The organism is Acinetobacter qingfengensis (genome assembly GCF_008693185.1).
GTDB lineage: Bacteria > Pseudomonadota > Gammaproteobacteria > Pseudomonadales > Moraxellaceae > Acinetobacter > Acinetobacter qingfengensis.
This window is the reverse complement of record NZ_VXKN01000008.1, coordinates 69,106-81,771: the sequence shown is the minus strand read 5'-3', so window position 1 is coordinate 81,771 and position 12,666 is coordinate 69,106. Positions and strand designations below refer to the sequence as shown.

Annotated in this window: 9 protein-coding genes; 7 read left to right on the top strand and 2 right to left on the bottom strand. The window is 39.8% G+C overall.

The features are described from left to right. Positions 1-25 precede the first annotated feature (25 nt). Positions 26-622: a helix-turn-helix domain-containing protein gene (locus F4V57_RS10800; RefSeq protein ID WP_070069332.1), complete on the bottom strand. Its 597-nt coding sequence runs from the start codon at positions 620-622 to the stop codon at positions 26-28. Positions 623-916: 294 nt separating this feature from the next. On the opposite strand from F4V57_RS10800, the gene glnT reads away from it, so the two are divergent. From glnT to F4V57_RS10775, 5 genes are all read left to right on the top strand, one after another. Further along, the gene (glnT, locus tag F4V57_RS10795; protein ID WP_081409172.1) at positions 917-2,308 is read left to right on the top strand and encodes a type III glutamate--ammonia ligase; all 1,392 of its coding nucleotides are present in this window, start codon (positions 917-919) and stop codon (positions 2,306-2,308) included. A 52-nt stretch (positions 2,309-2,360) separates the two neighbouring features. Beyond that, positions 2,361-3,269, top strand: coding sequence for a class II glutamine amidotransferase (locus F4V57_RS10790; protein ID WP_070069331.1), 909 nt, complete (start codon positions 2,361-2,363; stop codon positions 3,267-3,269). A gap of 35 nt (positions 3,270-3,304) precedes the next feature. Then, a complete protein-coding gene (locus tag F4V57_RS10785) occupies positions 3,305-4,036 on the top strand; it encodes a GltB/FmdC/FwdC-like GXGXG domain-containing protein (RefSeq protein WP_070069330.1) in 732 nt (243 codons plus the stop codon). 29 nt (positions 4,037-4,065) lie between these two features. After that, positions 4,066-5,400, top strand: coding sequence for an FMN-binding glutamate synthase family protein (locus F4V57_RS10780; RefSeq protein ID WP_070069329.1), 1,335 nt, complete (start codon positions 4,066-4,068; stop codon positions 5,398-5,400). A gap of 234 nt (positions 5,401-5,634) precedes the next feature. After that, on the top strand, positions 5,635-7,089 hold the full coding sequence (locus F4V57_RS10775) for a methylenetetrahydrofolate reductase C-terminal domain-containing protein (protein WP_070069328.1): 1,455 nt from the start codon (positions 5,635-5,637) through the stop codon (positions 7,087-7,089). 179 nt (positions 7,090-7,268) lie between these two features. On the opposite strand, the gene F4V57_RS10770 is transcribed toward F4V57_RS10775, so the two are convergent. Then, a complete protein-coding gene (locus F4V57_RS10770) occupies positions 7,269-8,585 on the bottom strand; it encodes an ammonium transporter (protein ID WP_070069327.1) in 1,317 nt (438 codons plus the stop codon). Positions 8,586-8,913: 328 nt separating this feature from the next. Between F4V57_RS10770 and parE the strand changes: the two genes are divergently transcribed. Both parE and F4V57_RS10760 read left to right on the top strand, forming a co-directional pair. After that, the gene (gene parE / locus F4V57_RS10765; RefSeq protein ID WP_070069326.1) at positions 8,914-10,797 is read left to right on the top strand and encodes a DNA topoisomerase IV subunit B; all 1,884 of its coding nucleotides are present in this window, start codon (positions 8,914-8,916) and stop codon (positions 10,795-10,797) included. Positions 10,798-10,985: 188 nt separating this feature from the next. Continuing rightward, on the top strand, positions 10,986-12,332 hold the full coding sequence (locus F4V57_RS10760; protein ID WP_070069325.1) for a GGDEF domain-containing protein: 1,347 nt from the start codon (positions 10,986-10,988) through the stop codon (positions 12,330-12,332). Positions 12,333-12,666: the final 334 nt, after the last annotated feature.

The window sequence follows — 12,666 nt, the reverse complement described above, 5'->3', positions numbered from 1 at the left end:
TTATTCAGCCTAAAGATACAAGATGTTAATCGTCCTGTTGACCATAATTCATGATCGATAATAAACGGATAGGAACCTTGACCAACTTTTCAGGACCGTGTGGAATATCTCCTTCAAACGTTAAACTGTCCCCAGGCTGCATGTGAAATAATTCATGGCCATGTCGATAAACAATTTCTCCTTCAAGTAAATGTAGGAATTCAATACCTGAATGTGCAAATGTAGGAAACTCTTCACTGGCATCATCCATAGATACCAAATAGGCTTCAAAAGATTTTTTTGGACCTCTGGAATGGGTAAGTAGGTGGTAGGTATGGCCTTTTTCTGTACCACGGCGAACGACTTCCATACCTTCGCCAGATTTAACCAACATGGCTTCACTTTCTTGCTGATCATATTGGTTAAACAAGGTGGACATTGGAATGCCTAATACTTCACATAAACGACTTAAAGTATCTAAACTGGTGGAAACCTGTGCATTCTCGATTTTACTCAGCATCCCCTGACTAATGCCTGAAATATTTGCAACTTCAGATAATTTTAATCCTTGTTCTTGCCTTTGGCGTTTAATTTGAATGCCAATGTATTGTTCAAGTTTTAAACCTGATTTGGTTTGTTTCATTCTAGGTCGTCCTCCGCACCAAATTGGGTCTGTTATCTTGCTCGTGCGCTACTATAACAGCCTAAAATCAGACATTAGCATATATTCACCATAAGAAAAAAATATATCTAACAGTATTTTAAAGCGAAGTAAGTAAAAACATAAAAATATGCTATTGCGGAAAACAAGTTGGCAAGGGAATTGCATTCTTATTAGTAAATAAAGTTTCTTGTCAGGAAATTAACTCTTCTCCCCGTATAAAGAGTTCGAATCTTGATTAAGTCATCCAAATGACAGCGCAGGAGTACAGCTTTCATGTTGCAAGAAGTCAAGTCATCTATCCTTGAGCTTAATCCATTAGCCTCAGCGACTAGATACCGAAAAGAAGTACAACAGGTGATTGAGCAATATAACCTAAAATATGTACTGGCTCAATTCGTTGATATCCATGGCGCAGCAAAAACCAAATCGGTACCGATCTCTGGTCTGGAGGCGATCGAAAAAGCAGGTGTTGGCTTTGCCGGTTTTGCTATTTCTGGTATGGGCATGCAACCACACGGACCGGATTTTATGGTTAGAGGTGATCTATCTACCCTCATGCCAGTACCATGGCAACCTGGTTATGGTCGAGTGGTTTGTGAGGGCTATGTTAATGGTGAGCCACATCCTTATGACAGCCGTTATGTGCTACGCAAGCAAGTTGAACGACTGGCACAGCGAGGTTGGACATTGAACACTGGACTGGAACCAGAATTTAGCCTGTTTCGCCGTGGAGAAGATGGCAAACTAATTATGGTGGATGATTCTGACACACTGGATAAACCTTGTTATGACTATAAAGGCTTATCCCGTTCACGTAAATTTCTGGAAAATTTAACGGAAGCATTAATTCCGGTAGGTTTTGATATCTATCAGATTGACCATGAAGATGCTAATGGTCAATTCGAAATTAACTATACTTACAGCGATGCGATGAATTCCGCTGATATGTTTACCTTCTTCCGTATGGCGGCCGGGGAAATTGCCAACGATCTGGGCATGATCTGTTCTTTTATGCCGAAACCGGATCCAAAACGTGCTGGTAATGGCATGCATTTTCACCTTTCAATTGCCAGTGAGGAAAACAAAAATCTGTTTCATGATGCAAGTGATTCGAGTGGCATGGGCTTATCACAACTGGCTTATCATTTTATTGCCGGTTTATTGGAACATGGTCCGGCACTGTGTGCTTTCTGCGCACCAACAGTCAATTCCTACAAACGTCTGGTCGTTGGACGCTCATTATCCGGTGCAACGTGGGCGCCGGCATTTATTGCCTATGGTGGTAACAACCGCTCAGCTATGGTTCGAATTCCGTATGGCCGTATCGAATTACGTTTGCCGGATGCTGGCTGTAATCCCTATTTGGTTTCTGCCGCCATCATTGCCGCAGGTCTGGATGGAATCGAACGTCAATTGACACCACCGGCAGCTTGTAATGAAAACCTTTACAGTCTGGGACTGGAAGAAATTGCAGCAAGAGGTATTGCGACTTTACCTCAATCTTTAAAAGAAGCTGTGGATGCATTAAAAGCAGATTTATTGTTTCGTGATCAATTGGGCCATCACATCATTGATGAGTTTATTGAGCAAAAAAGTATGGAATGGGTGGAATACAGCCGACATGTGTCCGACTGGGAAATTCAGCGTTATACCGAATTCTTTTAACAAAGTTTATTTCAAGATCAATAGATCAAAACATAATGACAGGAGCAAAACCATGTGCGGAATTGTTGGCTTATATCTTAAAAACCCTGCACTTGAAAGCAAAATCGGGGAGTTGTTTGAACCGATGTTGGAAGCGATGACCGGTCGTGGTCCGGACAGTGCCGGCTTTGCCATTTATGGTGATGAAGTACAGTCCGGTTGGGTGAAACTGACTTTACAAAGTAGCGATGAGAATTTTAATTGGCAAGGCTTTGCCGAAAAACTTCAGGCACAACTGGATAGTGGCTTTGACTGGTTTCAAAATGCGACAGCAGCCGTTATCAAAGCACAAGCAGATGAAGCAGTCGTTCGCCAGTTAATTAGTGAAATTGCTCCAGAGCTTAAAATTATGAGTGTTGGACAAAGCATCGAAATCCTTAAAGGTATGGGGTTGCCAGCGGAAATTTCTGAACGCTTCGGTCTGGCGAAAATGAAAGGTAGCCATATCATCGGCCATACCCGTATGGCAACAGAAAGTGCAGTGACCATGGAAGGTAGCCATCCATTTTCTACTGGTGCAGATCTATGTCTGGTACACAATGGCTCACTGTCTAACCATGCCCGTTTACGTCAGGAACTTAAACGTGAAGGTATTCAGTTTGAAACCGAAAATGACACCGAAGTTGCAGCAGGTTATCTGACTTGGCGTTTACAGCAAGGCGATACTCTTGCTCAGGCACTGAACCATGCATTAGATGATTTAGATGGCTTTTTTACCTTTGCCATTGGTACTCGCGATGGTTTTGCAGTTATTCGTGATCCAATTGCCTGCAAACCTGCGGTATTGGCTGAAACTGATGACTATGTTGCTATGGCATCGGAATATCAGGCATTGGCTAAACTTCCAAATATTGAAAATGCCAAAGTATGGGAACCGGAACCTGCCACTTTATATGTTTGGGAACGGCCTTCCGCAGCATAAACGCTATTAATTCATTGCATATTAAGGAGTATCACATGACAGGTTTAGCATTGGCAGAACAATTGGAACAACAACACGGTTTAAAACAACATTATGATCTGGCCACAGACAGCATTCGGGAGCTTAATCAGGCATTACATACTCCTGATCTTGCTGCACAACTTCCACATTGCACCATCAGCAACCCTGATGGTCAGCACAATATCGCAGTAGGTTTAAATGCTGCGATCAATATCGACATACAAGGTCATGCTGGTTACTACTGTGCAGGTATGAATCAGCAAGCCGATATCGTGGTGCATGGTAATGTTGGTGTTGGGGTTGCGGAAAACATGATGTCAGGCTCAGTTCGAATCAAAGGGAATGCCTCACAAGCCGCAGGTGCAACAGCACATGGTGGTCTGCTGGTCATCGAAGGTGATGCTGGCGCCCGTTGTGGAATTTCTATGAAAGGCGTAGATATTGTGGTGGGTGGTAGCATTGGTCACATGAGCTGCTTTATGGGACAAGCCGGGCGATTGGTGGTATGTGGTGATGCTGGTGATGCATTGGGCGATTCACTTTATGAAGTTCGTATCTACGTCAAAGGCAATGTGAAATCACTGGGTTCGGATTGTATTGAAAAAGAAATGCGGGAAGAACATATTCAGGAACTTCAGCAACTACTGGACCAGGCAGGTTTTGCCGAAGATGCTGCCAGCTTTAAACGCTATGGCTCGGCTCGCCAGTTGTATAACTTCAAAGTAGATAATGCATCTGCCTACTAAATTGATTACCTGACGAGGGAGCAAACATAATGACACAATCTACAACACATATTGATCCGGTTTTACGTGAGTCAGCAACCTTTGACCGTCTGACCATTCAAGAAATTCAGCGTGCCGCAGCCACAGGGATTTATGACATCCGTGGGGGCGGAACCAAACGCAAATTGCCACACTTTGATGATTTGCTATTATTAGGTGCCAGCATGTCGCGCTACCCACTGGAAGGTTATCGGGAAAAATGTGGAACCGAAGTAGTTTTAGGTACTCGCTTTGCCAAAAAACCGATCCACTTGAAAATTCCTGTCACCATTGCCGGGATGAGTTTCGGTGCATTATCCGCCAATGCCAAGGAAGCACTTGGCCGTGGTGCCAGTGTAGTTGGAACATCTACCACCACAGGTGATGGTGGCATGACTCCGGAAGAACGCGGTCATTCCTCTACATTAGTCTATCAATACCTGCCTTCACGCTATGGCATGAACCCGGATGATTTACGTAAAGCCGATGCCATTGAGGTGGTATTGGGACAAGGTGCCAAACCAGGTGGCGGTGGTATGTTATTGGGTATGAAAGTCACTGAACGTGTTGCTGGCATGCGTACTCTCCCTGTTGGTGTGGATCAGCGCAGTGCTTGTCGGCATCCGGATTGGACGGGTCCTGATGATCTGGCGATTAAAATTGCAGAACTTCGAGAAATTACTGACTGGGAAAAACCAATTTACGTTAAGATCGGTGCTAGCCGCCCATATTATGATGTCAAACTGGCGATCAAAGCCGGGGCAGATGTCATTGTACTGGATGGGATGCAAGGTGGAACAGCTGCAACTCAGGAAGTATTTATTGAGCATGTTGGAATTCCGATTTTATCTGCCATTCCACAGGCGATACAGGCTTTGCAGGAAATGGGAATGCATCGTAAGGTACAACTTATTGTATCCGGTGGGATACGAACCGGTGCTGATGTTGCCAAAGCCATGGCATTAGGTGCTGATGCTGTTGCCATTGGGACTGCTGCACTGATTGCACTGGGAGATAACCATCCTCGTTTAGATGATGAATTGAAAAAAATCGGTTCAGCGGCAGGATACTATGATGACTGGCAAAACGGCCGTGATCCGGCAGGGATTACCACACAGGATCCAGAGTTATCCAGTCATCTGGATCCAATCGAAGGTGGACGACATATTGCCAATTATTTGCGGGTAATGGTTTTGGAGGCACAAACTATGGCACGTGCCTGTGGTAAATCACATTTACACAATCTGGATCCTGAGGATTTGGTGGCATTGACGGTAGAGTCTGCGGCGATGGCCCGGGTTCCTCTTGCTGGAACCAATTGGGTACCGGGACAACTCACTTATTAATTAAAAAAGCGTGTAGGCATAAATCATGTGCTACACGCTTAAAATTTAGATCAGTTATTTTCTTCAAGGATGACTTTATTGCTTGATATGGCATAATATTGCACATCATGTACTGATCAATTTCTGCATCAGTAAATTTTTTGCATGATTTATTGTCTTATTGCAATCAATAAACACAAATTCTTTATTCTCAATGAATTTGTATTGACCGGATCTATCTCATCCTGATCAGTTATGTCTAAACTTTCAACGTATTTTGCCCAACAGCAATTTTGCTTTTCAATTGAATATATTGAAAAACAGAATGCCAAGCCAGAATTGGTTCATCACATTGCCGGTTATCCTGCATGTCTGGCAGTTGCTGATCGTGTACATAGCGATGAAGATCGGGCACCATTGGATATTGCCAAAGATATTGTCCAGTCTGATCTGCTTTTGCATTATTCTGGTAAAGGCCGAGATATAAAAGAGTTAAAAATTTTTTTATTGCAAGCACAACAACGACAACATTTCGATGTCCTGATGCTGACAGGAGATAAATTAAAACAACATCATTTTGGTCTGGATGATCCTACTTTACGCAGTCGCTATCTGGAATCGGTAAATAGTGTGCAGTACGCCAAGAATTATGATCAGCGATTTCATATTGGGGTGGCCTTTAATCCATTTAAATACACCCATAGCGAGCGACAAGCCCAGTATTTAAAATTACATAAAAAAATTCAGGTTGGAGCTGATTTTATCGTTTGTCAGTTAGGATTCGACATTGAGCAATTAAAAAGGCTGATGCAATATCGACAACAGCAAGGTTGGCAAACGCCTGTTATGGCTTGTGTGATGCCATTATCGTATCAACGGGCAAAATTTTTAATTGAACATAAAGTTGCTGGTATTGTGATTGCAACTGATTTATTCGAACAGTTAAAGCAGGAATTTCAACAAGATCCTCAAATTGCAGAGCAACGTATGTATCAACGGGCAGCTTTGCATATATTAATTTGTAAAGCTTTGGGATTTGCAGGAATTCATTTATCAGGGTGTGAGAAAAAAACGCAGATCACAAAGTTGGAACAGGCAATACAGCAATATAAAAATTTGACTTTGCAACAATGCTGGCAAAAATATTTGAACTTGAATCAAGTGAATGGACAATCTGGTCAGATCCCTGAAAATGGTGCCAAAGAAACTGCAAGTGCTGCTCAGATTACCAAATATTATTTTTTATCTAGATTACATGCGGTATTTTTTCACTCTAAATTGGCGATGCGTTTTGGATATTGGTTGTTTTCTGCAAAATTTTGGAAAAAATCTCAGGCTCAGCGTACATTATTAATTTTGGAACATGCCAGTAAACATGCTTTGGTGGGTTGTGAAAGTTGTGGACAATGTCGTTTGGATCAGACGCTGTATATTTGTCCAGAAACGTGTCCAAAAGGTTTGGCGAATGGCCCATGTGGTGGTACAACGCTAGATCGTTGTGAATTTAATGATCGGGAATGTATTCATAGTCAAAAATTCAGAATTGCTGAACAAGTACAACAATTAAATATTCTGAAAGATCAGATTATCCCAACGGTTTCAATTGAATCCAGAGGGCAAAGCTCATGGTTAAACTGGTTTCAATCACAACAATGTTCCAAAGAGCTAACACGCCAGAAATCTTCCGTTTCCTCAGATCATTTACAGTAAATTTTGTCAGGTTGCATTGTTTTGGCAATAACGATCACCAGTCAGAAGCTATCAAGAAAATGCTGTTGTGGTGCATTGTTTATATATGCTGAAATGGTTTTATGATCAGATTTTTTTATAATAACCAAATGACCTTATTTTCCCCTTTTACTGAGGAAAATAAGGTACTTCATCATGTATTAATTATTATAGGCTCGTTCGTTATGATCAGATAAATCCAACCCTTGTTGCTCTTCTTCAATGCTGACACGTAAACCAATGGTTTTATCAATAATTTTCATAATGATCCATGTCATGACACCACAATATACAACCGTCAAAAGAATACCTGCGACTTGAGCAATAAATTGTGTACCAAATGATAAACCTTCGACCAAACCACCAAGAGCAGGTGCAGCAAAAATGCCTGTTAAAATTGCACCCACCATTCCACCGACGCCATGCAAGGCAAACACATCCAAAGAATCATCTATACCAAATTTACGTTTTAATTCGGTTACGGCGAAGAAACAGCAGATTCCTGTAATGAATCCAACGGCAATGGCGCCAAATGGTCCAACAAATGCTGCGGCTGGTGTAATGCCAACCAAACCAGCAATTGCACCGGAAGCAAGTCCAAGTGAAGTCACATGTCCAGTACGAATTTTTTCAATCACCATCCAACCAAAAATACCTGCACAGGTTGCCAGCATTGTTGTCAGTAAAACCAGTCCGGCAGTCGTATTTGCGGCCAATGCTGAACCGACATTAAAGCCAAACCAGCCTGCCCACAGTAAGGCCGCTCCAACCATCGTGTAGACCAGATTGTGTGGTGGCATTGGTGTTGTCGGCCAGCCTTTACGTTTTCCAATTACGATTGCACCGACTAATGCAGCTACACCAGAATTAATATGAACAGCCGTGCCACCAGCAAAATCCAGTACACCCCAAGTATGCATGATGGCACCGGGACCGCCCCAAACCATGTGTGCCAATGGGCCATATACCAAAATTAACCAAAGTGCGCCAAACATTACTGCTGCACCGAATTTGATTCTTTCGGCAAAACCACCCAGTGCAATACAAGGTGTAATCATGGCGAATGTTAGACCAAAAGCAATCAGGACATAGTCCGGTACACCACCAGTTAATGATTGTTCAGTGATTCCGGCAAGAAAAGCTTTGTTTAATCCACCAATAAAACTATTTAAATTGGTTACACCTTCTACCATATTAGTACTATCAGCAGTCAAACTATAAACAAAACTGACCCATAAAATCGCAACCACACCCGAAACAGCAAAAAATTGGGTAAAAATAGACAGCACATTCTTCGTACGTACCATTCCGCCATAAAACAGTGCCAGTCCTGGAATAAACATAATCAGCACTAAAATTGCGGATATCATAATCCACACCGTTGATGCTGGATCAAAAGGTGTTTCCTCTGCAAATGCCAATGCAGGAGAGAAAAACAGCGTGGCAAGCATTAATTTTTTCAACAGATTGGAGATCATATATAACTCCCTGGATAAACAAATGATCTTGATCAACAGTTCACTTGGTTTAAAATAAAAGGATTGATATATTCTTTAAAAGAATATTAATTTCCTTAAGATTAAGCAAAAGCTATACCAAAATTGCTAAAAAATAATCAAAATCAAAAATACGTAAAATTGATGAATGTAATTTCATAATAAATCACGATAAAATTTCAGATATTAAACAGTTGATTAACAGGATTTCTTGCAAAAAGTCTTTATACTGTCTTTTACTTAACGCAGCAAAAATTCCCTTTAATCCAGCTAGGCTGTGATTGATTAAATACAAAGGAACATAAATCACGTGTCGCAATATACTGCTCAATCACTTGAAGTTTTATCAGGTCTGGATCCCGTTCGGCGTCGTCCCGGTATGTACACGGATACAAGTCGCCCAAATCATCTGGCACAGGAAGTGATTGATAATGCAGTAGATGAAGCACTTGCTGGACATGCCAATAAAATTCAGGTGACGGTCCATGCGGATGGTTCACTGTCAGTAGAAGATAATGGACGGGGCATGCCGGTAGATATTCACCCAGAATATGGTCAAAGCGGCATTGAAATTATTTTGACCAAATTACATGCTGGCGGTAAATTCAGTGATAAAAATTACGAGTTTTCAGGTGGTTTGCATGGTGTTGGTATTTCGGTAGTAAATGCATTATCTACCCGTGTTGAAGTCACAGTACAACGTGATGGAAACCTCTACAAAATGCTTTTTGCTGATGGTGAGCCTATTCAATCGATGCAAATTCTGGAAGGAAAAGCACCAAAAAGAGCCACTGGTACAACTGTTCGCTTCTGGCCTAATCCCAAATATTTTGATACAGCTAAATTTGCATTAAAAGCTTTAAAACATAATTTAAAAGCCAAAGCAGTTTTAGCAGCCGGTTTACACATTGATTATTTAGATGAAATTAATCATGAAAAAATCCAGTGGCAATTTGAAAATGGATTATTGGATTATCTAAAAGATGAATTACAAGATCGGGAGATTCTGCCAGAAATCCCATTTGTAACTCAGGGAAAAATTGATAAATCCAGTGCAGAGTTTGCAATTTGCTGGAATGTTGAAGGTGGCGAACAAATTCAGGAAAGTTATGTCAATCTAATTCCAACAGCTCAAGGTGGAACACATGTAAATGGTCTACGTTCCGGAATTACTGAGGCCCTTAGGGAGTTTTGTGAATTACATAATCTGTTACCACGTAATTTAAAATTGTCACCTGAAGATGTTTGGGATGGTGTGAACTTTATTCTTTCTCTGAAATTTCAAGAACCACAATTTTCCGGGCAAACCAAAGAACGTCTATCTAGTCGTGAGGCCGCAGCAATCGTACAGAATATTACCAAAGATGCTTTTGCGCTATGGTTGAACCAATATCCTGAAATTGCAACACAACTGGCTGAAATGGCGATTAGTAAAGCCGGCCGCCGTTTAAAAGCTGCTAAAAAAGTTGAGCGTAAAAAAATTACATCAGGGCCGGCGTTACCCGGAAAATTAGCTGATTGTGCAGGTTTGACTCGCGAAGATTCAGAATTATTTATTGTCGAAGGTGACTCTGCCGGTGGGAGTGCCAAACAGGCTCGAGACAAGAATTTCCAAGCCATTATGCCGATTCGAGGTAAAATTTTAAATACATGGGAAGTCTCTTCGGATGAAGTACTGGCTTCACAGGAAGTACATGACATTGCCATCGCTATAGGCGTAGATCCGGGAAGTGATGACTTATCCGAATTACGCTATGGTAAAATTTGTATTCTGGCCGATGCCGATTCTGATGGCTTACATATTGCTACCTTACTTTGTGCGCTATTTGTTCGGCATTTTCCGGCATTGGTTGCCGATGGGCATTTATACGTGGCAATGCCACCCTTATATCGCATCGATATTGGCAAAGATGTCCACTATGCACTGGATGATGATGAACTTGAGGCTATTCTGAAGAAAGTTAAGGGAAATAAAAATCCACAAATTACCCGGTTTAAAGGATTGGGTGAAATGAATGCAAGCCAGCTCAGAGAAACAACCATGGATCCAGACACACGTCGTTTGGTACAGCTTGATCTGGATGATGTACAATTTACGGCAGGTCTTCTTGATAAATTACTGGCAAAAAAACGTGCCTCAGATCGTAAGCAATGGTTAGAACAAAAAGGTAATTTAGCTGACATTGCAGTTTAATCTACAATGTCTCAGTTCAAAGATATAAGACTAAGATGTCACAGTCTAAGTATAAAATTTGTGATATTGCACAAAATTACTTGGTGTGACCTTTGTCTAATGTTTAAATACAAAAAATCCATGCGCTTGTTTTCTATTATTTGTATATAAAAATAGTATTTTAATTTCTATTCATACTAGGAGAGTTTATGAAAAAACTAGTACTTTTATGGATAAGTACTTTCTTCCTTGCCAGCCTTTCTTTTATCATTGCTGCCAAATTTGTTCTGATTCCTTTATGGTTTGCTAACGTTTTTGTTTCGGTATATCTGATTCGTTTGCGTAAAAAAATTAATAATTACTTTTGTATGTTTTTATATAGCTTCAGTGCTATTTTTTTGGCCTCTTATTTTTTTGATCATTTTCAGCCTTTAAAATATAAAATTCTTTTATCAATGATTGCTGCTTTGCAAGCAATTTTATTTATTTGGGCATATTATTATTTAGCAAAATATATTTTAAGACTAAAGTTCAGGCGAGCAGTTCTACTCACTTTACCCAATACAGCAAGCACTATTGTTGCTGCACTGATATTTGCCTGTGTTTTTCAATATGGTTCTGGATTTAATAATTTTTTGGATTATGCGCTAGAGCAATTATCAACGGGTTTGGCTTTAGTAAGTTTATTATATGGTATTCATAAATATAAGGAAATTAAATGGTATGATTATATCATTCTTCTGGGATTTGTTGTTTTTCAGTTCATTGCTGTAAAAAGTGTGGTTTTGCAAAATGCTTTTTTCTTACCTTTCGCAGCATTATATTTCTGTATCCGATATAATTTTATTCGTTTTTCTTTCGTCCTTGGCTTATTAACATTAGGTTGCTCAATCGTTGTGGCAGTACCCATTATGAATCCAATTTGGTTCGATGAGCAAATTAACAATAATCCTATATTAGGCGATTTTCGGGTAAGGTATATATCTTTAGTTATTATTTTTATATTTTTTAGTGAATTACAGCAGATTAGCAAAAGTTTATATTTATATGTCGCTAATATTGCATATAAGGATTTACTTACAGATTTAAAAAATCGCCATTATATGAAGAAAAAAATTCTAAACTCTGATTATAATCCTAAAAATGGTGCGATCTTATTGATCGATATTGATGATTTCAAAAAAATTAATGACACTCATGGACATTATACTGGAGATATGGTGATTCAACATATTTCCAAAATCTTAAAATCCTGTATCTGTTCTCCAAATATCATCTTTCGTTGGGGCGGAGAAGAATTTCTAATTCTACTTAATCAGGTTGAAGATCAGCGATTAAAGCAAATTTGTCATCAAATTGTGCAAAAAATCCAGCAAACGCCATATTATGATCAAGATATTACTATTGATTGCACCATTAGTGTGGGTGTTGCAAGATTTGAGCAATTACATCTGAAAAATTATGCAGTAATCATTGATGAAGCGGATAAAATGCTGTATCAGGTCAAATCATCAGGAAAGAATAATTTTAAATTATCAGAAACTATGTATAGATAATAGTTTAAAAAAATATTATTTTTCATAAACTTAAGTAACGATGTTTTAGGTGTATCTTTGAATATATCGGAATCAAATAAACTTAAAATCTTCTATCTTAATAATTGGCATAAAAATTGTATTTAAGAAAGTATAGTCAATTCAAGGCTTTTAAGACTATTTTTTGTGATGAAATGATTGATTTTTTAAAAGCTAATCATTAAATCAGGAGAAGTTTATCATTTGTAGCCCACCTACTGCACAGTTTGCGGTAGGTGTTTTTTTATGTAGATGGTGAATTCATTAACCTGTCATGGTCTGCTACTATAGTCTTTAGAAATCAACTATTGATGAG

Coding starts and splice junctions, on each gene's coding strand:
- F4V57_RS10800 (WP_070069332.1), bottom strand. CDS start 622: ATGAAACAAACCAAATCAGGTTTAAAACTTGAACAATACATTGGCATT.
- glnT (WP_081409172.1), top strand. CDS start 917: ATGTTGCAAGAAGTCAAGTCATCTATCCTTGAGCTTAATCCATTAGCC.
- F4V57_RS10790 (WP_070069331.1), top strand. CDS start 2,361: ATGTGCGGAATTGTTGGCTTATATCTTAAAAACCCTGCACTTGAAAGC.
- F4V57_RS10785 (WP_070069330.1), top strand. CDS start 3,305: ATGACAGGTTTAGCATTGGCAGAACAATTGGAACAACAACACGGTTTA.
- F4V57_RS10780 (WP_070069329.1), top strand. CDS start 4,066: ATGACACAATCTACAACACATATTGATCCGGTTTTACGTGAGTCAGCA.
- F4V57_RS10775 (WP_070069328.1), top strand. CDS start 5,635: ATGTCTAAACTTTCAACGTATTTTGCCCAACAGCAATTTTGCTTTTCA.
- F4V57_RS10770 (WP_070069327.1), bottom strand. CDS start 8,585: ATGATCTCCAATCTGTTGAAAAAATTAATGCTTGCCACGCTGTTTTTC.
- F4V57_RS10760 (WP_070069325.1), top strand. CDS start 10,986: ATGAAAAAACTAGTACTTTTATGGATAAGTACTTTCTTCCTTGCCAGC.